Origin of the sequence: Kitasatospora phosalacinea (genome assembly GCF_030268885.1) — a bacterium.
Taxonomy (GTDB): Bacteria; Actinomycetota; Actinomycetes; order Streptomycetales; family Streptomycetaceae; genus Kitasatospora; species Kitasatospora phosalacinea_C.
The window spans coordinates 113,015-135,667 of record NZ_BSSA01000007.1 but is presented as its reverse complement, the minus strand read 5'-3'; the positions used below and the strand labels follow the sequence as shown (position 1 = coordinate 135,667).

21 protein-coding genes are annotated in these 22,653 nt (G+C 72.0%); all 21 read left to right on the top strand.

Translation table 11 applies throughout. The features are described 5' to 3' along the window. The 21 genes from QSK52_RS13040 (at nt 1) to QSK52_RS12940 (ending at nt 22,651) form a co-directional block, all read left to right on the top strand. Nucleotides 1-618 (top strand): hypothetical protein, encoded by a 618-nt coding sequence (locus tag QSK52_RS13040; RefSeq protein ID WP_285736151.1) that lies wholly within the window; start codon nt 1-3, stop codon nt 616-618. A 129-nt stretch (nt 619-747) separates the two neighbouring features. Next, complete coding sequence (locus tag QSK52_RS13035) at nt 748-1,305, top strand: hypothetical protein (RefSeq protein ID WP_285736150.1); 558 nt, start codon at nt 748-750, stop codon at nt 1,303-1,305. 44 nt (nt 1,306-1,349) lie between these two features. Continuing rightward, nucleotides 1,350-2,045 carry a demethylmenaquinone methyltransferase gene (locus QSK52_RS13030; protein WP_285736149.1) on the top strand — a complete coding sequence of 232 codons (696 nt, stop codon included), beginning with the start codon at nt 1,350-1,352 and terminating at the stop codon, nt 2,043-2,045. A 95-nt stretch (nt 2,046-2,140) separates the two neighbouring features. Next, complete coding sequence (locus tag QSK52_RS13025) at nt 2,141-3,421, top strand: geranylgeranyl reductase family protein (protein ID WP_285736148.1); 1,281 nt, start codon at nt 2,141-2,143, stop codon at nt 3,419-3,421. A 139-nt stretch (nt 3,422-3,560) separates the two neighbouring features. After that, nucleotides 3,561-4,475 carry a DMT family transporter gene (locus QSK52_RS13020; protein WP_285736147.1) on the top strand — a complete coding sequence of 305 codons (915 nt, stop codon included), beginning with the start codon at nt 3,561-3,563 and terminating at the stop codon, nt 4,473-4,475. Nucleotides 4,476-4,920: 445 nt separating this feature from the next. After that, a complete protein-coding gene (locus QSK52_RS13015) occupies nt 4,921-5,280 on the top strand; it encodes an NADH-quinone oxidoreductase subunit A (RefSeq protein WP_014137597.1) in 360 nt (119 codons plus the stop codon). An 87-nt stretch (nt 5,281-5,367) separates the two neighbouring features. Further along, nucleotides 5,368-5,922, top strand: a complete 555-nt coding sequence (locus QSK52_RS13010; protein WP_285736146.1) for a NuoB/complex I 20 kDa subunit family protein — start codon at nt 5,368-5,370, stop codon at nt 5,920-5,922. Then, a complete protein-coding gene (locus QSK52_RS13005; RefSeq protein ID WP_285736145.1) occupies nt 5,919-6,638 on the top strand; it encodes an NADH-quinone oxidoreductase subunit C in 720 nt (239 codons plus the stop codon). Before QSK52_RS13010 ends, QSK52_RS13005 begins: the two co-directional genes overlap by 4 nt. Beyond that, nucleotides 6,638-7,966 carry an NADH-quinone oxidoreductase subunit D gene (locus QSK52_RS13000; RefSeq protein ID WP_285736144.1) on the top strand — a complete coding sequence of 443 codons (1,329 nt, stop codon included), beginning with the start codon at nt 6,638-6,640 and terminating at the stop codon, nt 7,964-7,966. The genes QSK52_RS13005 and QSK52_RS13000 overlap by 1 nt, the downstream gene beginning before the upstream one ends. Before the next feature lie 17 nt (nt 7,967-7,983). Then, nucleotides 7,984-8,703, top strand: coding sequence for an NADH-quinone oxidoreductase subunit NuoE (nuoE, locus tag QSK52_RS12995; protein WP_285736299.1), 720 nt, complete (start codon nt 7,984-7,986; stop codon nt 8,701-8,703). Beyond that, nucleotides 8,703-10,061, top strand: coding sequence for an NADH-quinone oxidoreductase subunit NuoF (gene nuoF, locus QSK52_RS12990; protein ID WP_285736143.1), 1,359 nt, complete (start codon nt 8,703-8,705; stop codon nt 10,059-10,061). The genes nuoE and nuoF overlap by 1 nt, the downstream gene beginning before the upstream one ends. Then, the gene (locus tag QSK52_RS12985) at nt 10,058-12,499 is read left to right on the top strand and encodes an NADH-quinone oxidoreductase subunit G (RefSeq protein ID WP_285736142.1); all 2,442 of its coding nucleotides are present in this window, start codon (nt 10,058-10,060) and stop codon (nt 12,497-12,499) included. Before nuoF ends, QSK52_RS12985 begins: the two co-directional genes overlap by 4 nt. Further along, nucleotides 12,496-13,821, top strand: a complete 1,326-nt coding sequence (gene nuoH / locus QSK52_RS12980; RefSeq protein WP_285736141.1) for an NADH-quinone oxidoreductase subunit NuoH — start codon at nt 12,496-12,498, stop codon at nt 13,819-13,821. Before QSK52_RS12985 ends, nuoH begins: the two co-directional genes overlap by 4 nt. 6 nt (nt 13,822-13,827) lie before the next feature. Continuing rightward, on the top strand, nt 13,828-14,409 hold the full coding sequence (gene nuoI / locus QSK52_RS12975; RefSeq protein WP_285736140.1) for an NADH-quinone oxidoreductase subunit NuoI: 582 nt from the start codon (nt 13,828-13,830) through the stop codon (nt 14,407-14,409). After that, on the top strand, nt 14,406-15,257 hold the full coding sequence (locus QSK52_RS12970; protein WP_285736139.1) for an NADH-quinone oxidoreductase subunit J: 852 nt from the start codon (nt 14,406-14,408) through the stop codon (nt 15,255-15,257). The genes nuoI and QSK52_RS12970 overlap by 4 nt, the downstream gene beginning before the upstream one ends. Continuing rightward, a complete protein-coding gene (nuoK, locus tag QSK52_RS12965) occupies nt 15,254-15,553 on the top strand; it encodes an NADH-quinone oxidoreductase subunit NuoK (protein WP_033215314.1) in 300 nt (99 codons plus the stop codon). The genes QSK52_RS12970 and nuoK overlap by 4 nt, the downstream gene beginning before the upstream one ends. Before the next feature lie 15 nt (nt 15,554-15,568). Then, nucleotides 15,569-17,464 (top strand): NADH-quinone oxidoreductase subunit L, encoded by a 1,896-nt coding sequence (gene nuoL, locus QSK52_RS12960; protein ID WP_285736138.1) that lies wholly within the window; start codon nt 15,569-15,571, stop codon nt 17,462-17,464. Further along, on the top strand, nt 17,464-19,077 hold the full coding sequence (locus QSK52_RS12955) for an NADH-quinone oxidoreductase subunit M (protein WP_285736137.1): 1,614 nt from the start codon (nt 17,464-17,466) through the stop codon (nt 19,075-19,077). Before nuoL ends, QSK52_RS12955 begins: the two co-directional genes overlap by 1 nt. Beyond that, nucleotides 19,074-20,711, top strand: a complete 1,638-nt coding sequence (nuoN, locus tag QSK52_RS12950) for an NADH-quinone oxidoreductase subunit NuoN (protein WP_285736136.1) — start codon at nt 19,074-19,076, stop codon at nt 20,709-20,711. Before QSK52_RS12955 ends, nuoN begins: the two co-directional genes overlap by 4 nt. Nucleotides 20,712-20,929: 218 nt before the next feature. Continuing rightward, nucleotides 20,930-21,943 (top strand): polyprenyl synthetase family protein, encoded by a 1,014-nt coding sequence (locus tag QSK52_RS12945; RefSeq protein WP_285736135.1) that lies wholly within the window; start codon nt 20,930-20,932, stop codon nt 21,941-21,943. A gap of 48 nt (nt 21,944-21,991) precedes the next feature. Further along, complete coding sequence (locus QSK52_RS12940) at nt 21,992-22,651, top strand: response regulator transcription factor (protein WP_285736298.1); 660 nt, start codon at nt 21,992-21,994, stop codon at nt 22,649-22,651. Nucleotides 22,652-22,653 lie beyond the last annotated feature (2 nt).

Here is a 22,653-nt window from a genome sequence, read left to right as displayed (position 1 = left end):
GTGCTGACGCTGCACCGGGCCCGCCTGCTGTTCACCGGCACCGGCACCGGCTCGGTCGCGGACGGGGCGGTGCTGGTCGACGGCGCACGCGTCGCCGCGGTCGGGCCCTTCGGGGAGCTGGCGGGCGGCCCGGCGGCCGGGTCGGCCCGGGTCCGCGAGTGGCCCGGGGTGCTGGTGCCCGGGCTGCTCAACCGGCACGGCGCCTGGCTGCTGGAGACCGCCTACCACCCGGACCCGCGGGAGGGGGCCGGCGACCGGCCGCTGCTGCCGGAGCGGGAACTGACGGACGAGCAGTGGGGCGGCAGCGCCCGCCGCGGCCTCCAACGGCTGCTCGGCCACGGCGCGACGGCCCTGTCCGGGCCGCTGCACCGTCCCGCCGTCCGCACCGCGGTGGCCCGCTCCGGCCTGCGCCACCTCCCCGGCCCGGACGCCGGACCGGGCCCGCTCGACCCGCTGGACGGGCGGCAGCCGGCGGACGCCGTGCACCGGCCGCTGACGGTCGGCGGGGCGGCGGACTTCGCCGTGTTCGCGGTCGGGACGGTCGAGGAGCTGGCGGGCGGCGCGGCGGCCTGCCTGGCCACGGTGCTGGACGGACGGCTGCTCTACCGGCGGCGGTAGCGGGAACGGCGACGGGGACGGTTCGTTCGACGGCGAAGCGTACCCGCCTTTCTGACTCCCCGTGACCCGGGGAGCCCTTTGCGGCTAACATCCCGGTTCAGACCTCAGCCCGAGTCAGGAACAGGACGTATGCGAGCCGCGACCCCCGAACGTCCTCGGAGCCGCACCGGCCGGGGGTGGTACGTCGGAGCCGTGCTGAGCGCGGTGGTGGCGGTGGCGATGTGCCTGCTGGGGTGGCGCCAGGCCGACCAGGCCGACCGGATCGACGCGCACCCGGTGCGGGTCGAGGGGACGGTCACCCAACTCCCCGGCGGCAGCGGCACGTACAGCCAGGTCGCGTACCCGGCGGACGGGCGGCGGCTGACCGCCGCGGACCTGTGGCTGCCGTCGGACGCGCGGGTGGGCGACCCGATCTGCCTGGAGCACGCGGCGGACGACCCCGGTGCGGTGCGGGTGTGCGGGAAGACCTACCCGCAGCCGGTGGGCGTCGGGTTGGCGCAGACCAGCGTGCCCGCGGCGGTGCTGCTGTGCGCGCTGTGCCTGTGGCGGATCCGGCGCGGCCGGGCGGGCGCGGAGCGGGAACGGGCCGCGTTCACGGTCGCGTTCGCCGCGGAGGGGATGCCCGCGCTGACCCACGGCAAGCGCTCCCGGCGCCGCCGCAAGGGGGGCCGCCGCGCCCTGCGGTGAGCCCTGGTTGAGGTCCGCGGCACCGCAAGGTGAACAATGGGCTCGTGACCCGAGCCCATCTGGACAAGCAGCCGCAGGACGTCGCCGCCATGTTCGACGACGTCGCGGCCAAGTACGACCGCACCAACGACGTGCTCTCGCTGGGCCAGGCCCGGTTGTGGCGGCGGGCGGTGGCCGATGCGGTGGGGGCCGTCGCGGGCCAGCGGATCCTGGACCTCGGTGCGGGCACCGGGACGTCCTCGCTGCCCTTCCTGGAGGCCGGCGCCGACGTGGTGCCGTGCGACTTCTCGATCGGGATGCTGACCGAGGGCAAGAACCGCCACCCCGAACTCGCGCTGACCGCGGGCGACGCGACCCGGCTGCCGTTCGCGGACGAGTCCTTCGACGCCGTGACGATCTCGTTCGCGCTGCGCAACGTGCAGGAGCACGAGGTCGCGCTGCGGGAGATGCTGCGGGTGACCAAGCCCGGCGGCAAGTTGGTGATCTGCGAGTTCTCCACGCCGACCTGGACGCCGTTCCGCACGGTCTACACCGAGTACCTGATGCGTGCGCTGCCGCCGGTGGCGACCAGGGTGTCGTCCAACCCGGAGGCGTACGTGTACCTCGCGGAGTCGATCCGGTCCTGGCCGGACCAGCCCGCGCTGGCCGCCCAGCTGCAGCAGGCGGGCTGGACGAAGGTGGCGTGGCGCAACCTGACCGGCGGCATCGTCGCCCTCCACCGCGGCTTCAAGGCCCCGTAGACTGCGGTGGTTCGGCACCCCGTCCGCCGGGAAGGCGTCGGCGGGGCGGCCGTGCCCGACCCCGTGACCCCGACGCGCTCAGGAGAGAGCCCCGTATGACCGAGACCGCCGTCGAGTCCACCGCCGACGTCATCGTGGTCGGCGCCGGTCCGGCCGGCTCCAGCACCGCGTACTGGCTGGCCCAGGCGGGCCTGGACGTGCTGCTGCTGGAGAAGACCGAGTTCCCGCGCGAGAAGGTGTGCGGGGACGGCCTGACCCCGCGCGCCGTCAAGCAGTTGGTCGACATGGGCGTCGACGTGTCCGCCGAGAACGGCTGGCTGCAGAACAAGGGCCTGCGGATCATCGGCGGCGGCGTCCGGCTGGAGCTGGACTGGCCGGACCTGGCCGCCTTCCCCGACTACGGCCTGGTGCGCAAGCGCGCCGACTTCGACGAGCTGCTGGCCCGGCAGGCGCAGAAGGCCGGCGCCCGGCTGTACGAGAACTGCAACGTCAGCGGCCCCGTCCAGGACCGCACCGGGCGGATCACCGGCGTCACCGCCAAGCTCGGGCCGGACAAGCGCGAGGTCGAGTTCCACGCGCCGCTGGTGGTCGCCGCGGACGGCAACTCCACCCGGCTGTCGCTGGCGATGGGCCTGCACCGGATCGAGTCCCGGCCGATGGGCGTCGCCTACCGGACGTACTTCACCTCGCCCCGGCACGACGACGACTACCTGGAGTCCTGGCTGGAGCTGTGGGACACCCGCGGCGGGCAGAGGAAGCTGCTGCCCGGCTACGGCTGGATCTTCGGCATGGGCGACGGCACCTCCAACGTGGGTCTGGGCATCCTCAACTCCTCGCCCGCCTTCGGCGACCTGAACTGGCGCGAGGTGCTGAAGAGCTGGTGCGCCGGCATGCCCGAGGAGTGGGGCTACACGCCGGAGAACATGACCGAGCCGATCCGCGGCGCCGCCCTGCCGATGGCCTTCAACCGGCAGCCGCACTACACCCGCGGCCTGCTGCTGGTCGGCGACGCGGGCGGCCTGGTCAACCCGTTCAACGGCGAGGGCATCGCCTATGCGATGGAATCCGGCCAGCTCGCCGCGGGCGTCATCGTCCAGGCCATGGCCCGGATCACCCCCGAGGGCCGCGAGCGCGCCCTGGCCCGCTACCCGCAGCTGCTCAAGGACACCTACGGCGGCTACTACACGCTCGGCCGGGCCTTCGTGAAGCTGATCGGCAACGACAAGGTGATGCGGATCGCCGCCGAGCGCGGCCTGACCCACCCCGTGCTGATGAAGTTCGTCCTCAAGCTGCTGGCCAACCTGACCGACCCGACCGGCGGCGACGTCGCGGACCGGATCATCAACGGCCTGGCCAAGGTGGCGCCGCGCGCCTGACCGACCCGGGCCCCGGAAGGCGGCGGGCGGGCGCGAAAGCGCTTGCCCGCCGCCTTCCGCGTGCGGGAGAGTGGCGGCCTCCGTACCCCTCCCGTCCGACGCCGCACGGGCCCCCGTCGAGTGCTCCGGGAGCCGTGCCGTGGCCGTCGTGTCGATCGAACCCGTCCGTTCGCAGGCGTGGCGGGACCTGCCGCTGCTGGTGGTGGCGGTGGTGTGGGGGTCGAGCTTCTGGGCGGTCCGGCAGGTGGCGGAGGACCGGACGGTGGTGGCGGTGCTGGCGCTGCGGTTCGCCCTGGTGCTGCCGGTGCTGGGGGCGGTGGCGTGGCGGCGGCTGCGTGGGCTGTCGGCGGCGCAGTGGGGCGGCGGGGCGGTGCTGGGGGCGGTGCTGGGGGCGGTGTTCCTGCTGGAGACGTACGGGGTGGTGCACACCTCGGCGACCAACGCGGGGCTGGTGATCAGCCTGACGATGGTGTTCACGCCGCTCGCGGAGGCGGCGCTGCGGCGCTCGGCGCCGTCGGGGGCGTTCCTGGCGGCGGCGGGGCTGTCGGTGCTGGGGGTGGCCCTGCTGACCGGGGGCGGCGGGCTGCGGGCGCCGTCGGCGGGTGACCTGCTGGTGCTGGGCGCGGCGGTGGCGCGGACGGTGAACGTGCTGGCGACGGCCCGGCTGCGGTCGGTGCGCGGGGTGGACGCACTGGCCCTGACCTGGGTCCAACTGGCTTTCGCCACGGCCGTGTTCGTGCTGGCGGCGCCGTTGGCGGGCCCGTCCCCGCTGAGCGTGGCGGCCTCCTTCGACGCGGCGCGCTGGGGCCTGCTGCTGTACCTGTCGCTGCTGTGCACGCTGTTCGCGTTCTTCGTGCAGCTGTGGGCGGTGCGGGCCACCTCGGCGTCCCGGGTGAGCCTGCTGCTGGGCACCGAGCCGCTGTGGGCGGCGCTGTGCGGGATCGTGCTGGCGGGGGACCGGCCGGGCCCGCTCGCGCTGCTGGGGGCGGTGGCGGTGCTGGCGGGCACCGAGTGGGGGCGGCGGCGGGCGCCGCGCTCCGCCGTGGGCTCCTGAGGCTCCCCGAGGGCTCTTGAGAGCTTGTGAACGAAGGGTCAAGCGGCTGCCGCTCCGGGTCCACCGCCAGGGTGAGATCCACTATCACGTAAACCCGATCACTCCGAAATTTGCCTCGACCGCCGCAGAATTGATATAGGGCGTGGCCGAACGGCGGTCGTTTCGCTCCGTGTTGCGACTGTATGTGGTCAATCGCCCGCTCTGGGTCGAACAGTGGTGACCGATCCGCCTTCGTGGGCCTTCGTCGGGTGGCGAAGATCACAAAGATCATCGGGAACTGCGTGTCGCAGATCACAAGCGGACAGGCATAGGATGCGCTCCAACCTGGCTTTGTGAACTGCCTCACATGGAGCCGGATCCCACGAAGTGGATCATCGGTTCACCCTCGGTGACCTGGTGGTTCCGATTTGCAGTCAAGGACGACTGGACGGAGGGAGCGGGGGCTATGAATGCCTACGCGCCGATCCTCGTACTCGGTGCCATCGCGGCGGCGTTCGCGGTCGGCTCCGTCGTGATGGCCTCGCTCACCGGCCCGAAGCGTTACAACCGGGCCAAGTTGGAGGCGTACGAGTGCGGCATCGAACCGACCCCGCAGCCGGTGGGCGGCGGTCGGTTCCCGATCAAGTACTACCTGACGGCGATGCTGTTCATCGTCTTCGACATCGAGATCGTCTTCCTCTACCCCTGGGCGGTCAGCTTCGACGCCCTGGGGATCTTCGGGCTGGTCGAGATGCTCCTGTTCATCGCCACCGTGTTCGTCGCCTACGCCTACGTCTGGCGCCGCGGCGGCCTGGAGTGGGACTAGACCGCGGCCGCCGCCGCGCACGGGACGCGCGGACGTTTGTGAACGGGCGGACAAGCCACCGGACTCGAGGGCATTGAGAGGGAACTGATGGGTATCGAGGAGAAGCTGCCGAGCGGCTTTCTGCTCACCAGCGTGGAGGCCGCCGCGGGCTGGGTGCGGAAGGCGTCGCTCTTCCCGGCCACCTTCGGTCTGGCCTGCTGCGCGATCGAGATGATGACCACCGGCGCGGGCCGCTACGACCTGGCCCGGTTCGGCATGGAGGTCTTCCGCGGCTCGCCCCGGCAGGCCGACCTGATGATCGTGGCCGGCCGGGTCAGCCAGAAGATGGCGCCGGTGCTGCGGCAGGTCTACGACCAGATGCCGAACCCGAAGTGGGTCATCTCGATGGGCGTGTGCGCCTCCTCCGGCGGCATGTTCAACAACTACGCGATCGTCCAGGGCGTCGACCACATCGTCCCCGTGGACATCTACCTGCCGGGCTGCCCGCCCCGTCCGGAGATGCTGATGGACGCGATCATCAAGCTGCACGAGAAGATCCAGCACGAGAAGCTCGGCGTGCACAGGCGCCGGGCCGAGGAGGAGGCCGAGCGCCTCGCGCTGCAGGCCACCCCGACCAGCGAGATGCGGGGGCTGCTGCGATGAGCGAGGAGCAGAAGCCCCAGCAGCCCGAGGTCCCGGCGACCCGGCGGGAGATCCCGGTCGAGGTGGTCGGCGCCCGGCAGGGCATGTTCGGCGCCCGCGGCACCGGCGACACCTCCGGCTTCGGCGGCCTGACCGCGCCGATCGTGCTGCCCGGCCCCAGCGAGCGCCCGTACGGAGGCTACTTCGACGAGGTGGCCGACGAGTTCGAGGGCGCGCTGGAGGAGCAGGGCCTCGACGTCGCCGACGTGATCGGGAAGACCGTCGTCGACCGCGGCGAGCTGACCTTCCACGTCGAGCGCGAGCACCTGCTCACGGCGGTGCGGATCCTGCGCGACGACCCGGCGCTGCGCTTCGAACTGTGCCTGGGCGTCAGCGGCGTGCACTACCCGCAGGACAAGGGCCGGGAGCTGCACGCGGTCTACCACCTGCGCTCGATCACCCACGGCCGGCTGATCCGGCTGGAGGTCACCGCGCCCGACGCCGACCCGCGGATCCCGTCCGTGGTGAGCGTCTACCCGACCAACGACTGGCACGAGCGGGAGACCTACGACTTCTTCGGCCTGGTCTTCGAGGGCCACCCGGCGCTCACCCGGATCATGATGCCGGACGACTGGCTGGGCCACCCGCAGCGCAAGGACTACCCGCTCGGCGGCATCCCCGTCGAGTACAAGGGCGCCCAGATCCCGGCTCCCGACCAGCGGAGGTCGTACAGCTGATGAGCAGCACCCACTACGAAGCAGGCGCCCGGGAGACCACCGAGGGGCGGGTCTTCACCGTCACCGGCGGCGACTGGGGCGAGGTCGCCCAGGCGGTGGCCGGCGCCGACGACGAGCGGATCATCGTCAACATGGGCCCGCAGCACCCGTCCACCCACGGCGTGCTGCGGCTGATCCTGGAGATCGACGGCGAGACGGTCACCGAGGCCCGCTGCGGCATCGGCTACCTGCACACCGGCATCGAGAAGAACATGGAGTTCCGCTCCTGGGTGCAGGGCACCACGTTCGTGACGCGGATGGACTACCTCACCCCGCTCTACAACGAGACCGCCTACTGCCTGGCCGTGGAGAAGCTCCTCGGGATCACCGCGGACGTGCCCGAGCGGGCCACCGTGATCCGGGTGCTGATGATGGAGCTCAACCGGATCTCCTCGCACCTGGTGGCGCTGGCCACCGGCGGCATGGAGATCGGCTCCACCACCCTGATGATCTACGGCTTCCGGGACCGCGAGGTCGTCCTGGACATCTTCGAGCTGGTCACCGGCCTGCGGATGAACCACGCCTACGTCCGCCCCGGCGGCCTGGCCCAGGACCTGCCGCCCGGCGCGGTCGACAAGATCCGCGAGGGCGTCAACCTGCTGCGCTCGCGGATGCACGAGTACGACAAGCTGGCCACCGACAACCCGGTCTTCAAGGCCCGGCTGGTCGACGTCGGCTTCCTCGACCTGCCCGGCTGCCTGGCGCTCGGCGCCACCGGCCCGATCCTGCGGGCCACCGGACTGCCGCACGACCTGCGCAAGTCCGACCCGTACTGCGGGTACGAGACCTACGACTTCGACGTCGCGGTGGCCGACACCGCGGACTCCTACGGGCGGTTCCTGATCCGCCTGGAGGAGATGAAGCAGTCGCTGCGGATCGTCGAGCAGTGCCTGGAGCGGCTGGCCCCCGGGCCGGTCATGGTGGCCGACAAGAAGATCGCCTGGCCGTCCCAGCTGGCCGTCGGCCCCGACGGCATGGGCAACTCGCTGGACCACATCCGGAAGATCATGGGCACCTCGATGGAGGCCCTGATCCACCACTTCAAGCTGGTCACCGAGGGCTTCAGGGTGCCGGTCGGCCAGGCCTACGCCGCGGTGGAGTCGCCCAAGGGCGAACTCGGCGTGCACGTGGTCAGCGACGGCGGCACCCGGCCCTACCGGGTGCACTTCCGCGACCCGTCCTTCACCAACCTGCAGACGATGGCCGCGATGTGCGAGGGCGGCCCGCTGGCCGACGTGATCGTGGCGGTGGCCGGGATCGACCCGGTGATGGGAGGCGTGGACCGGTGAGCAGCACTGAACTCGGCCTGCCGGCGCTGCCGGCCAAGCCCTACCCGCCGGAGGTGGAGGCCCGACTCGCCGCCGACGCGCGGGAGTTGATCGCCCGCTACCCGCAGTCGAGGTCCGCCCTGCTGCCGCTGCTGCACCTGGTGCAGGCCGAGGACGGCTGCGTCACCCCGACCGGGATCCGGTTCTGCGCCGAGCAGTTGGACCTGACCACCGCCGAGGTCACCGCCGTCGCGACCTTCTACACGATGTACCGGCGGCGCCCCGCGGGCGAGTACCACGTCGGCGTGTGCACCAACACGCTGTGCGCGGTGCTCGGCGGCGACCAGATCTTCGACGAGCTCTCCGAGCACCTCGGCATCGCCAACAACCGCACCACCGAGGACGGTTCGGTCTCGATCGAGCGGATCGAGTGCAACGCGGCCTGCGACTACGCCCCCGTGGTGATGGTCAACTGGGAGTTCTTCGACAACCAGACCCCGGAGAGCGCCAAGCAGCTGGTCGACCAGCTGCGCGCCGGGCAGGAGGTCCGCCCCACCCGCGGCGCCAAGCTCTGTTCGTTCAAGGAGACCTCCCGGATCCTGGCCGGCTTCGCCGACGAGCGCCCCGGCGCCGTCGACGAGTCCGGCGCGGGCGGCGCGCCCTCGCTGGCGGGCCTGCGGCTGGCCAAGGGCGAGGCGCTGCCCGGCACCCCGGGCACCAAGGTGGTCTCCCCGCGGCACGAAGGGACGGAAGCGTGATGACCTCCGCCGAACCGGCCGAGAAGCTCCTCTCCCCGGTCCTGTCCGCGTCCTGGGACGACCACCGCCCCTGGACGCTGGAGACCTACCGCCGCCACGGCGGCTACGACGGCCTGCGCGCCGCCCTCGCGATGGCCCCGGACGACGTGATCGCCCTGGTCAAGGACGCGGGCCTGCGCGGGCGCGGCGGCGCCGGCTTCCCCACCGGCATGAAGTGGCAGTTCATCCCGCAGAACGACGGCAAGCCGCACTACCTGGTGGTCAACGCCGACGAGTCCGAGCCGGGCACCTGCAAGGACATCCCGCTGCTGTTCGCCAACCCGCACTCGCTGATCGAGGGCATGGTCATCGCCTCGTACGCGATCCGCTGCGAGCACGCCTTCGTCTACCTGCGCGGCGAGGTCGTCCCGGTGCTGCGCCGCCTGCAGGCGGCGGTCGCCGAGGCGTACGCGGCCGGGTACCTCGGCAAGGACATCCAGGGCTCCGGCATCAACCTGGACATCACCGTCCACGCCGGTGCGGGCGCGTACATCTGCGGCGAGGAGACCGCGCTGCTCGACTCGCTGGAGGGGCGCCGCGGCCAGCCCCGGCTGCGGCCGCCGTTCCCGGCGATCGCGGGCCTGTATGCCTGCCCGACCGTGGTGAACAACGTCGAGTCGATCGCCTCGGTGCCGCCGATCCTGGCCCGCGGCAAGGACTGGTTCAAGTCGCTGGGCACCGAGAAGTCGCCCGGCTTCACGCTCTACTCGCTCTCCGGGCACGTCACCAACCCCGGCCAGTACGAGGCGCCGCTCGGCATCACGCTGCGCCAGCTGCTGGAGATCACCGGCGGGATCCGGGCCGGGCACCGGCTCAAGTTCTGGACCCCGGGCGGCTCCTCGACCCCCATGTTCACCGACGAGCACCTGGACGTCCCGCTGGACTACGAGGGCGTCGGCGCGGCCGGGTCGATGCTCGGCACCAAGGCGCTGCAGGTCTTCGACGAGACCACCTGCGTGGTGCGGGCCGTCACCCGGTGGACCGAGTTCTACGCCCACGAGTCCTGCGGCAAGTGCACCCCGTGCCGCGAGGGCACCTACTGGCTGGTCCAGCTGCTCAAGCGGATCGAGGCGGGCCAGGGAGAGCCGGGCGACCTGGAGAAGCTGCTGGACATCGCCGACAACATCAACGGCAAGTCCTTCTGCGCCCTGGGCGACGGCGCGGCCAGCCCGATCGTCTCCTCGCTGCAGCACTTCCGCGCCGAGTACGAGCAGCACCTCAACGAACACCGCTGCCCGTTCGACCCGGCGGCCTCCACCGTCTGGGCCGACCGGGCCCCCGGCCACGAGTCCGCCACCGAGAGGGAGGTGCACGCGTGACGGTCACGGAGCCTTCCACCCAGACCGAGCTGGTCACGCTCACCATCGACGGCGTCGAGGTCAGCGTCCCCAAGGGCACGCTGGTGATCCGCGCCGCCGAGCAGATCGGCACCCAGATCCCGCGCTTCTGCGACCACCCGCTGCTCGACCCCGCCGGGGCGTGCCGCCAGTGCATCGTGGAGGTCGAGGGGCAGCGCAAGCCGGTCGCCTCCTGCACCATCCCGGTCGCCGAGGGCATGGTGGTGCGCACCCAGCTGTCCTCGCCGGTCGCCGAGAAGGCGCAGCGCGGCGTGATGGAACTGCTGCTGATCAACCACCCGCTGGACTGCCCGGTCTGCGACAAGGGCGGCGAGTGCCCGCTGCAGAACCAGGCGATGTCCACCGGCGACACCGACTCCCGGTTCGAGGGCGTCAAGCGGACGTACGAGAAGCCCGTCCCGCTCTCCACCCAGGTGCTGCTGGACCGCGAGCGCTGCGTGCTGTGCGCGCGCTGCACCCGCTTCTCGCAGCAGATCGCCGGCGACCCGTTCATCGACCTGGTGGAGCGCGGCGCGCTGCAGCAGATCGGCACCGGCGTCGACCAGCCGCTGGACTCGTACTTCTCCGGCAACACCATCCAGATCTGCCCGGTCGGCGCGCTCACCTCCGCCGCCTACCGGTTCCGCTCCCGCCCGTTCGACCTGGTGTCCTCCCCGTCCGTGTGCGAGCACTGCTCGGCGGGCTGCGGGCAGCGCACCGACCACCGGCGCGGCAAGGTGCTGCGGCGCCTGGCCGGCAACGAGCCGGAGGTCAACGAGGAGTGGAACTGCGACAAGGGCCGGTTCGCGTTCCGCTACGCCCAGCAGCGCGACCGCTTCACCGCGCCGATGGTCCGCCGCGGCGGCGAACTCGTCGCCGCGTCCTGGCCGGAGGCGCTGGCCCGGGCCGCCGAGGGGCTGCGCGGGGCGCGTGCCGCGGTGCTCGCGGGCGGCCGGGTCACCGTCGAGGACGCGTACGGCTACGGCAAGTTCGCCCGGCTCGCGCTCGGCACCAACGACGTCGACTTCCGCTCCCGGCCGCACAGCGGCGAGGAGGCCGACTTCCTGGCCGCGGCCGTCGCGGGCACCGGCGTCGACCTGGACGGCGGCGGCGTCTCCTACCGGCAGCTGGAGGCGGCCCCGGCCGTGCTGCTGGTCGGCCTGGAGGCCGAGGAGGAGGCGCCGATCGTCTTCCTGCGGCTACGCAAGGCCAACCGGGCGAGCGGGCTGCGGGTCTTCTCGATCGCCACCCACGCCACCCGCGGCCTGGCCAAGCTGCGCGGCGCGCTGCTGCCCGCCGCCCCCGGCACCGAGGTCGAGTGGCTGGCCGCGCTCGCGGGCGACGAGGTGCTCGCCGACGACGCCGGACGCTGCGCCGACGCGCTGCGCTCCCCGGGCGCCGTCGTGCTGGTCGGCGAACGGCTCGCGCAGACCGCGGGCGGCCTGACCGCCGCGCTGCGCCTGGCGCACGCCACCGGGGCGAAGCTCGCCTGGGTGCCGCGCCGGGCCGGCGAGCGCGGCGCCGTCGAGGCGGGCGCGCTGCCCGGGCTGCTGCCCGGCGGCCGGTCCGTCGCGGTGCCCGCCGCCCGCGCCGAGGCCGCCGCGCACTGGGGCGTCGCCGAGCTGCCCGCCCGCCCTGGCCGCGACACCGGCCAGATCCTGGCCGCCGCCGCCGCGGGCGAACTGGACGCGCTGGTGGTCGGCGGCGTCGACCCGGACGACCTGCCGGACCCGGCGCTCGCCGACGAGGCGCTGGCCCGGGTCGGGTTCGTGCTCTCGCTGGAGCTGCGCCCGTCCGCGGTCACCGCGCACGCCGACGTGGTGCTGCCGGTCGCCGCGGTCGCCGAGAAGGCGGGCACCTTCCTGGACTGGGAGGGCCGGGTCCGGATGTTCGAACCGGCGCTCAAGCCCGACCAGTTGATGCAGCGCCACCTGCACGCCGACGTCCGGGTGCTGAACATGGTCGCGGACGCGCTGGGCAGGCCGATCGGCCTGCCCGACGTCCGGGCGGCCCGGCTGGAGCTGGACCGTTTCGCCCCGTGGACGGGCGACCGTCCGGCCGAGCCCGCCGCCCACCCCGCCGCGCTGCCCCGCCCGGCCACCGGGCAGGCCGTGCTGGCCGGGCACCGGATGCTGCTGGACAACGGCTCGCTGCAGGAGGGCGACGCCCACCTGGCCGGGACGCGGCACGCCGCGGTCGCCCGGCTGTCCGCCGCCACCGCCGCCGAGGTCGGCGCGCGGACGGCGCTGCGGGTCACCGGCCCGGCCGGGTCGCTGACCCTGCCGCTGGAGATCACCGACGCGATGCCGGACCGCACGGTCTGGCTGCCGCTCAACTCGACGCCGGACGGCGGCGCGCACCGCACGCTCGGCACCACGGTCGGCCACCTGGTCACCATCGCCCCGGCGGAGGAGTCATGAGGGTCCTTGCTGCTGCCGACACGCTCGGCTTCTTCGGCCGCGACCCGTGGTGGCTGGTGCTGCTGAAGGCGGTGTTCTGCTTCGCGTTCCTGGTCCTGACGGTGCTGATCGCCATCGTCTGGGAGCGCAAGGTCGTCGCCTGGATGCAGCTGCGGATCGGCCCGAACCGGCACGGCCCGTGGGGCCTGCTGCAGTCGCTGGCCGACGGCGTGAAGCTGGCGCTGAAGGAAGACCTGGTGGTCAAGAACGCCGACAAGGCGGTCTACGTCCTGGCGCCGATCGTCTCGGCGATCCCCGCGTTCATGGCGTTCGCGGTGATCCCGTTCGGCCCGGCCGACAACCAGGTGTCGATCTTCGGCACCCGGACGCCGCTGCAGCTGACCGACCTGCCGATCGCGCTGCTGTACATCCTGGCCACCGCCTCGGTGGGCATCTACGGCATCGTGCTGGCGGGCTGGTCCTCCGGCTCGACGTACCCGCTGCTGGGCGGCATCCGCTCCTCCGCGCAGATGATCAGCTACGAGATCGCGATGGGCCTGTCGTTCGCGGCGGTGTTCATCTACTCGGGCTCGATGTCGACCTCGGAGATCGTCTCCTCGCAGCAGCCGACCTGGTTCGCGGTGCTGCTGCCGGTGTCGTTCATCGTCTACATCGTCGCGATGGTCGGCGAGACCAACCGGGCCCCGTTCGACCTCCCGGAGGCTGAGGGCGAGCTGGTCGGCGGCTTCAACACCGAGTACTCCTCGCTGAAGTTCGCGATGTTCATGCTGGCCGAGTACGTCAACATGGTCACCGTCTCGGCGGTCGCCTCCACGCTGTTCCTGGGCGGCTGGCGGGCCCCGTGGCCGGTCTCGACCTTCTGGGAGGGCGCGAACCACGGCTGGTGGCCGATGCTGTGGATCGTGCTGAAGATCCAGCTGCTGCTGTTCTTCTTCATCTGGCTGCGCGGCACCCTGCCCCGGCTGCGCTACGACCAGTTCATGAAGCTCGGTTGGAAGGTGCTGATCCCGGTCTCCCTGGTGTGGCTGGTGATGGTCTCCACCGTGCGGGCGCTGCGCAACGAGGGCTACGACTTCGCCAAGGTGGTGCTGTACGTGGGCGCGCCGCTGGCGGCGGTGCTGCTGGTCGCGCTGGTGGTCGACCTGCTGCGCAAGAAGCCCGAGCCCGCGCCGGAGGCCGCCCCGGCCTTCGACCCGATGGCCGGGGGCTACCCGGTGCCGCCGCTGCCCGGGCAGGAACTGCCGCCCGTGCCGCGCCGCCGCCGCCGGACCCCGCAACTCCAGGACGCCCTCAACGGCGCCGACCATTCCGAAGGGAGCTGATCCGAGATGCCTGACGAGTCGTCAGAGAAGTCGGTCCTCGGGCCGGCCGCCGGCTTCGGCGTGACCTTCAAGGCCATGTTCAAGAAGCGGCTCACCGAGCAGTACCCGGAGTACAAGAAGCCCACCGCTCCGCGCTTCCACGGCCGCCACCAGCTGAACCGGCACCCGGACGGCCTGGAGAAGTGCGTCGGCTGCGAGCTGTGCGCCTGGGCCTGTCCGGCCGACGCGATCTACGTCGAGGGCGCCGACAACCGGGACGAGGAGCGCTACTCGCCCGGCGAGCGGTACGGCGCGGTGTACCAGATCAACTACGCCCGCTGCATCCTGTGCGGCCTGTGCGTGGAGGCGTGCCCGACCCGGGCGCTGACCATGACCAACGAGTACGAGCTGGCGGACTCCTCCCGGCAGGACCTGATCTTCACCAAGGAGCAGCTGCTGGTCGGGCTGACCGAGGGCATGGTCGACTCCCCGCACGCGATCTTCCCGGGCGCCGACGAGGGCGCGTACTACCGGGGCGAGATCACCGGCGCGGCGCCCGGCACCGTCCGGCAGGAGCAGCACGAGCGGGAGAAGGAGGAGCAGTCATGACCTCCACCGGCGAGGCCGTGCAGTTCTGGGTGCTGGCCGTGATCGCGGTCGGCGGGGCGCTCGGCATGCTGCTGATGAAGAAGGCCGTGCACTCGGCGCTCTGCCTGGCGGCGACCATGCTGGCGCTGGCGGTCTGCTACATGGCGCAGGGCGCGGTGTTCCTGGGCGTGGTGCAGATCGTGGTGTACACCGGCGCGATCATGATGCTGTTCCTGTTCGTGGTGATGCTGGTCGGCGTCTCGTCGGCGGACTCGCTGAAGGAGCAGCTGAGGGGCCAGCGGATCGCCGCGGTGCTCTGCGGCCTGGGCTTCGGCGTGCTGCTGGTCGCGGGCCTGGCCAACGCGCACCTGCGGAACTTCACCGGCCTGTCCGAGGCGAACGCCGAGGGCAACGTGCAGGGCCTGGCCCGGCTGGTCTTCACCAAGTACGTGTGGGCGTTCGAGGTGACCGGCGCGCTGCTGATCACCGCGGCGGTCGGCGCGATGGTGCTGACCCACCGCGAGAAGGTCCGCGCCCCGCTGACCCAGCGCCAGCTGGCCGCGCAGCGGGTCAGGGACAACATCCAGGTGCCGCCGCTGCCCGCCCCCGGCGTGTACGCCCGGCACAACGCGGTGGACGTCCCGGCGCTGCTGCCGGACGGCACGGTCGCCGAGGACTCGGTGATGGGCACCCTGCGCGAGCGCGGCCAGGTCCGCGACGTCAGCCAGGAGATGCTGCAGCGGATGGCCGAGCTGGAGGAGACCACGGCCGACTGGCTGGGCCGCCCGTCCTCCGCCCGCCCGCAGGTCACCGGGCCGCGCCAGGCGCTGGAGACCGTGCCGACCAAGGACAAGGAGGAGGCGGAGTGAACCCGGCCAACTACCTGTACCTCGCCGCGCTGCTGTTCACCATCGGTGCCTCCGGGGTGCTGCTGCGGCGCAACGCGATCGTGCTGTTCATGTGCGTGGAGCTGATGCTGAACGCCTCGAACCTGGCGCTGGTCACCTTCTCCCGGATGCACGGCAACCTGGACGGGCAGATCCTCGCGTTCTTCACCATGGTGGTCGCGGCGGCCGAGGTCGTGGTCGGCCTCGCCATCATCGTCTCCATCTTCCGGACCAGGCACTCCGCTTCGGTCGACGACAGCAACCTGATGAAGCTGTAGGCGGAGGGCCCTTCAGTGAACTCTCTCATTCCGCTGCTGGTCGCGGCGCCGCTGGCCGGCGCTGCCCTGCTACTGCTCGGCGGACGGGCCCTGGACCGGCTCGGGCACTGGATCGCGACCGCCCTGGCCGCGCTCTCCTTCGCCCTCGGCCTGGCCCTGTTCGCGGACATGCTCGGCCGGGACGCCGAACACCGCGCCGTCACCGAGCAGTTGTACAGCTGGATCCCGGTGGACGGCTTCCGGGCCGACGTCGCCTTCCAGCTCGACCAACTCTCGATCACCTTCGTCCTGCTGATCACCGGCGTCGGCACCCTGATCCACCTGTACTCGGTGGGCTACATGGCGCACGACGAGCGCCGCCGCCGCTTCTTCGCCTACCTGAACCTGTTCCTGGCCGCCATGCTGGTGCTGGTGCTGGCCGACAACTACCTTCTGCTGTACGTCGGCTGGGAGGGCGTGGGTCTCGCGTCCTTCCTGCTGATCGGGTTCTGGCAGCACAAGCCGAGCGCCGCGACGGCCGCCAAGAAGGCGTTCGTCGTCAACCGGGTCGGCGACATGGGCCTGTCCATCGCGATCATGCTGATGTTCGTGGAGTTCGGGTCCTTCGCCTTCCAGCCGGTGTTCGCCACCGCGGGCGACGCGAGCGAGGGCAAGCTCACCGCGATCGGCCTGATGCTGCTGCTGGCGGCCTGCGGCAAGTCGGCGCAGGTGCCGCTGCAGTCCTGGCTGGGTGACGCGATGGAGGGCCCGACCCCGGTCTCCGCCCTCATCCACGCGGCCACCATGGTCACCGCGGGCGTCTACCTGATCGTCCGCTCCGGCGCGATCTTCAACCTGGCGCCGGACGCGCAGACCGCCGTGGTGGTGGTCGGCGCGGTGACGCTGCTGTTCGGTGCGGTCGTCGGTTGCGCCAAGGACGACATCAAGAAGGCCCTGGCGGGCTCGACCATGTCGCAGATCGGCTACATGATCATGGCGGCGGGCCTGGGTCCGATCGGCTACGCCTTCGCGATCATGCACCTGGTCACCCACGGCTTCTTCAAGGCCGGGATGTTCCTCGGCGCCGGGTCGGTCATGCACGGCATGAACGACGAGGTGAACATGCGGCACTACGGCGGCCTGCGGACGTACATGCCGGTCACCTTCGCCACCTTCGGCCTCGGCTACCTGGCGATCATCGGGTTCCCGGGCCTGTCCGGCTTCTTCTCCAAGGACAAGATCATCGAGGCGGCGTTCGCCAAGGGCGGCACCGAGGGCTGGATCCTCGGCCTGTGCGCCCTGCTCGGCGCCGCGATCACCGCGTTCTACATGACCCGGGTGATGGTGCTGACCTTCTTCGGCGAGAAGCGCTGGCAGCCCGACGCGGACGGCAACGAGCCGCACCCGCACGAGTCCCCGAAGTCCATGACGGTCCCGATGGTCGTGCTGGCCTTCGGCTCGGTCTTCGCGGGCGGCCTGTTCATCTACGGGAACTCCTTCCTGCACTGGCTGGAGCCGGTCACCGGCCACGCCGAGGGCGACTCCCCGCTGAGCGCGTGGACCGTCACCGGCCTCGCCACCGTCTGCATGCTCGCGGGCGCGGCCCTGGCCTGGCAGATGTACGGCCGCAACCCCGTCCCGGTCAAGGCGCCGGTCGGCTCGCTGCTCACCCGGGCCGCCCGCCGCGACCTGCTGCAGGACGACTTCAACCACGCCGTCCTGGTCCGCCCCGGCTCGGCGCTGGCCGCCACCCTGGTCTGGTTCGACAGCCGGGGCCTGGACGGCCTCGTCAACGGCCTGGCCGCCGCGATCGGCGGGATCTCCGGGCGGCTGCGCCGGATCCAGACCGGCTACGTCCGCACGTACGCGCTCTCCATGTTCGGCGGCACGCTGGTGCTGGTCGCCTCCACTCTCCTGATGAGGTCGGTCTGATGAGCTACCTCCTCTCCGCCACCTGTGCCGTCCCGGCCGCCGGAGCGGTGCTCACCGCTGCCCTCCCGGCCGGGACCAGCGAGGCCCGGCGGCGCACCACCAAGACCGTCGCGCTCGCGGTCTCCGTCCTCACCCTCGGCCTGGCCGCCGCGATCGCCGTCGCCTTCGAACCCGGCGGCGCCCGCTACCAGTTGACCGAGTCCCACTCCTGGATCCGCTCCTTCGGGATCAGCTTCTCGCTCGGCGCGGACGGCATCGGCACCGCCCTGGTGCTGCTCACCGCCGTGCTGGTGCCGCTGGTGATGCTGGCCGGCTGGCACGACGCCGACCCTGCCGCCCCCGAGGGCTCGTTCGAGTCCAAGCGGCGCACCCAGGCGTTCTTCGCGCTGATCCTGGCCGTCGAGGCGATGGTGCTGGTGTCCTTCCTGGCCACCGACGTCTTCGTGTTCTACGTGTTCTTCGAAGCCATGCTGATCCCGATGTACTTCCTGATCGGCGGCTTCGGCGACCGGGCGGGCGGCCCCGACGCGGACCGCCAGCGCTCGTACGCGGCCGTCAAGTTCCTGCTGTACAACCTGCTCGGCGGCCTGGTCATGCTGGCCGCCGTGATCGGCCTGTACGTGGTGGCGGGCGACCAGGGGCAGGCCACCTTCAGCCTGACCGCGCTGACCGACGCGATCTCCTCCGGCAAGCTGGTGATCGACCCGAACGCGCAGCGGGCGCTGTTCCTCGGCTTCTTCTTCGCCTTCGCGGTGAAGGCCCCGATGTGGCCGCTGCACACCTGGCTACCGAACGCGATGGGCGAGTCCACCGCCGGGACGGCCGTGCTGATCACCGCGGTGGTCGACAAGGTCGGCACCTTCGCGATGCTGCGCTTCTGCCTGGGCCTGTTCCCGGACGCGTCGAAGACCTTCGCCCCGGTGATCATGGTGCTGGCGCTGATCGGCATCGTCTACGGCGCGCTGGTCGCGATCGGGCAGAAGGACATCAAGCGGCTGGTCGCCTACGCGTCCATCTCGCACTTCGGGTTCATCATCCTGGGCGTCTTCGCGATGACCAGCCAGGGCCAGTCCGGCGCGACCCTCTACATGGTCAACCACGGCATCTCCACCGCCGCCTGGATGCTGGTCGCCGGCTTCCTGATCTCCCGCCGCGGCTCCCGCCTGATCGCCGACTACGGCGGCGTGCAGAAGGTCGCCCCGGTGCTGGCCGGGACCTTCCTGATCGGCGGCCTGGCGACGCTGTCGCTGCCCGGCATGGCGCCGTTCGTCAGCGAGTTCCTGGTCCTGGTCGGCACCTTCAGCCGCTACCCGGCGATCGGGATCGTCGCCACCTTCGGCATCGTGCTGGCCGCGCTGTACGCCCTGCTGCTGTACCAGCGCACCATGACCGGCCCGGTGAAGGCCGGCGTCGAGGGCGTCAGGGACCTGAAGGTCCGCGAACTGGCCGTCGTCGCCCCGCTGGTGGCCCTGACCCTGCTGCTGGGCGTCTACCCGAAGCCGCTCACCGACCTGGTGAACCCGGCCGTGAACGACACCCTGAGCCAGGTCCACCGCACCGACCCGGCGCCGGCCCACCCGGTCGCCGCCACCAACGGAGGCGAGCAGAAGTGATCCCCGTCCACGCACTGGCCGCCGCCAACGGCAGCGGTCCGAGCATCCCCGCCCCGCACATCGAGTACGGGCAGCTCTCGCCGATGCTGGTGGTCTTCGGCGCCGCCCTGCTCGGCGTGCTGGTCGAGGCCTTCCTGCCGCGGCGCCTGCGCGCCACCGCCCAGCTGGGCGTCTCGCTGCTCGGCCTCGGCGGCGCCTTCGCCGCCGTGGTGGTGCTCGCCGCCCAGGGCCACGGCACCACCAGGGCCGGGCTGCTGGCGATGGGCGCGGTCGCCATCGACGGCCCGGCGCTGTTCCTGCAGGGCGTGATCCTGCTCACCGCGGTGCTGGCGGTGCTGACCTACGCCGAGGGCCGGCTGGAGCCGCGCATCAACGGCCACCGGGTCGACGCGTTCGCCGCCCAGGCCGCGGCCGTCCCCGGCGGCGAGCAGGAGCGCGACGCGACCCGCGAGGGCCTGCGCACCACCGAGATCTACCCGCTGACCCTGTTCGCGGTCGGCGGCATGCTGCTCTTCCCCGCAGCCAACGACCTGCTGACCATGTTCGTGGCGCTGGAGGTGCTCTCCCTCCCGCTGTACCTGATGTGCGCGCTCGCCCGGCGCCGCCGCCTGATCTCGCAGGAGGCGGCCGTCAAGTACTTCCTGCTCGGCGCGTTCGCCTCGGCGTTCTTCCTGTTCGGCACCGCCCTGGTGTACGGCTACGCGGGCTCGCTGCAGCTGGGCGAGATCGCCGACGTGGTCTCCGGCGTCTCCCAGGTCACCCCGGCGCTCGCCGTCACCACCCAGAACGACGCGCTGCTGCTGATCGGCCTGGCCATGCTGGCCGTCGGCCTGCTGTTCAAGGTCGGCGCGGTGCCGTTCCACTCCTGGACGCCGGACGTCTACCAGGGCGCCCCGACCCCGGTCACCGGGTTCATGGCGGCCGCCACCAAGACCGCCGCGTTCGGCGCCCTGCTGCGGCTGTTCTACGTCGCCTTCCCCGGCATCCGCTGGGACTGGCGGCCCGTCATGTGGGGTGTGGCGATCCTCACCATGGTGGTCGGCGCGGTGCTGGCCATCACCCAGCAGGACGTGAAGCGGCTGCTCGCCTACTCCTCGGTCGCGCACGCCGGGTTCATCCTGACCGGCCTGATCGCCACCGACCGGCGCGGCGTCGCCGCGGTGCTCTTCTACCTGCTGGCGTACTCCTTCGTGACGCTCGGCGCGTTCGCCGTGGTCACCCTGGTGCGGGACTCCAAGGGCGAGGCCACCCACCTGTCCAACTGGGCCGGGCTGGGCCGCCGTTCGCCGCTGCTGGCGGCGGTGTTCGCGCTGTTCCTGCTGGCCTTCGCGGGCATCCCGCTGACCTCCGGGTTCACCGGCAAGTTCGCGGTCTTCCAGGCCGCGGCCGAGGGCGGGGCCACCCCGCTGGTCATCGTCGGTGTGCTGTCCTCCGCGGTCGCCGCGTTCTTCTACATCCGGGTCATCGTGCTGATGTTCTTCTCCGACCCGCAGCCCTCCGGCCCCGCGGTGGCCGTCCCCAGCCCGCTCACCGCCACCGCCATCGGCGTCGGCGTGCTGGTCACCCTGGGCCTCGGCCTGCTCCCGCAGTACTTCCTCGACCTGGCCTCCAAGGCCGCCCTGTTCACCCGCTGAACCGTCCCCGACCGCCGCGGCCCCCGCCCCCACCGGGCGGGGGCCGCGGTCGTGGACCGGCCGGGGCGCGGTCGTCCACGGCCCACCTCCCGCCACCAGGGAAGTCGGGCCCATGCCCGTGCAGTGATCCACTCCGGACCGGATACGCTGCCTTGTATGTGCACCGGCGGGGCCGAGGGACCGGCCCGCCGGATCGACCAGGGACAGGAGTGGTCAGCGTGACCGTCGTGGGGCCCTTCGGGCTGAGCGTGCAGGACCGCGATCTGACCCGCGACGTCCAGGCCGGCATGGAGGCCGTGGAGGCCGCCCTGATCGAGGCCGTCAAGAGCGACGTGCCCTTCATCACGGTGACCGCCAGCCACCTCATCGAGGCCGGGGGCAAGCGGTTCAGGCCGCTGCTGGTGATGCTCGCCGCCCAGTTCGGCGACCCCGCGGCGCCCGGCGTGGTGCCCTCCGCCGTGGTGGTCGAACTGACCCACCTCGCGACGCTCTACCACGACGACGTGATGGACGAGGCGCCCGTGCGCCGCGGCGCCCCCAGCGCCAACAGCCGCTGGGACAACTCGGTCGCCATCCTCACCGGCGACTTCCTGTTCTCCCGCGCCTCCCAGGTGCTCTCCGACCTCGGCCCCGAGGCCGTCCGGATCCAGTCCGACGCCTTCGAGCGCCTGGTCACCGGCCAGATCCTGGAGACCGCCGGGCCGCGCCCCGAGGACGACCCGCTGCGCCACTACCTGGACGTCATCTCCGGCAAGACCGGCTCGCTGATCGCCGTCTCCTGCCGCTTCGGCTCGCTGATGGCCGGGGCCGAGCCGTGGATCGTCGACCTGCTCACCCAGTACGGCGAGCGGATCGGCACCGCCTTCCAGCTCGCCGACGACGTCCTCGACATCGCCAGCGACGGCCACGAGTCCGGCAAGACCCCCGGCACCGACCTGCGCGAGGGCGTCCCCACGCTGCCCGTGCTGATGCTGCGCCAGATGCCCGCCGACCCGGGCGACCCCGAGGACGCCCGGCTGCGCGCCCTGCTCGACACCGACCTCGCCGCCGACGACGCCGCCCACGCCGAGGCGCTGCGCCTGCTGCGCCGCCACCCGGCGCTGGAGCGGGCCCGCCGCGAGACGCTGCGCTACGCCGAGGAGGCCCGCGCGCTGCTCGACACCCTGCCCGACTGCCCCGCGAAGTCCGCCCTGCAGGAGCTGTGCGACACGGTGGCGATCCGCACCATGTAGCCGGTGCGCCGCTGGCGCCGCCGCGTTCTCGATAGGGTCGGTGCCATGTTGCGCGTGGTGATCGCCGAGGACTCCGTGCTGCTCCGGGAGGGGCTGACACGACTGCTGACGGACCGTGGGATGGAGGTCGTGGCGGGAGTCGGGGACGGCGCCGCCCTGGTGCGGACGATCGACGAACTGCACGGCGCGGGCGCCCTGCCCGACGTCGTGGTGGCGGACGTGCGGATGCCCCCGACGCACACCGACGAGGGCGTGCGGGCCTGCGTGGAGCTGCGCGGCCGCTACCCCGACCTGGGCGTGCTGGTGCTCTCCCAGCACGTCGAGCAGCAGTACGCCAGCGAACTGCTGGCCGGCTCCACCCGCGGGGTGGGCTACCTGCTCAAGGACCGGGTCGCCGAGGTCCGCGAGTTCGCCGACGCGGTGGCCCAGGTCGCCGAGGGCGGCACGGTGCTCGACCCGGAGGTGGTGCAGCAGCTGTTCAGCCGCAGCCGCCGGGGCGACACCCTGGCCGGCCTGACCCCGCGCGAGCGCGAGGTGCTCGGCCTGATGGCGGAGGGCCGCACCAACGCGGCGATCGCCAAGCAGCTGGTGGTCTCCGACGGCGCGGTCGAGAAGCACGTGTCGAACATCTTCCAGAAACTGGGTTTGGGCCAGAGCCAGGGTGACCACCGGCGGGTTCTCGCCGTCCTCGCCTACCTGGAGTCCTGACC

Bases quoted from the DNA above. Each gene is read 5' to 3' on its own strand.
- QSK52_RS13035 (WP_285736150.1), top strand. From the start codon at position 748: ATGCGAGCCGCGACCCCCGAACGTCCTCGGAGCCGCACCGGCCGGGGG.
- QSK52_RS13025 (WP_285736148.1), top strand. From the start codon at position 2,141: ATGACCGAGACCGCCGTCGAGTCCACCGCCGACGTCATCGTGGTCGGC.
- QSK52_RS13015 (WP_014137597.1), top strand. From the start codon at position 4,921: ATGAATGCCTACGCGCCGATCCTCGTACTCGGTGCCATCGCGGCGGCG.
- QSK52_RS13010 (WP_285736146.1), top strand. From the start codon at position 5,368: ATGGGTATCGAGGAGAAGCTGCCGAGCGGCTTTCTGCTCACCAGCGTG.
- QSK52_RS13005 (WP_285736145.1), top strand. From the start codon at position 5,919: ATGAGCGAGGAGCAGAAGCCCCAGCAGCCCGAGGTCCCGGCGACCCGG.
- QSK52_RS13000 (WP_285736144.1), top strand. From the start codon at position 6,638: ATGAGCAGCACCCACTACGAAGCAGGCGCCCGGGAGACCACCGAGGGG.
- nuoF (WP_285736143.1), top strand. From the start codon at position 8,703: ATGACCTCCGCCGAACCGGCCGAGAAGCTCCTCTCCCCGGTCCTGTCC.
- nuoH (WP_285736141.1), top strand. From the start codon at position 12,496: ATGAGGGTCCTTGCTGCTGCCGACACGCTCGGCTTCTTCGGCCGCGAC.
- nuoI (WP_285736140.1), top strand. From the start codon at position 13,828: ATGCCTGACGAGTCGTCAGAGAAGTCGGTCCTCGGGCCGGCCGCCGGC.
- QSK52_RS12970 (WP_285736139.1), top strand. From the start codon at position 14,406: ATGACCTCCACCGGCGAGGCCGTGCAGTTCTGGGTGCTGGCCGTGATC.
- QSK52_RS12955 (WP_285736137.1), top strand. From the start codon at position 17,464: ATGAGCTACCTCCTCTCCGCCACCTGTGCCGTCCCGGCCGCCGGAGCG.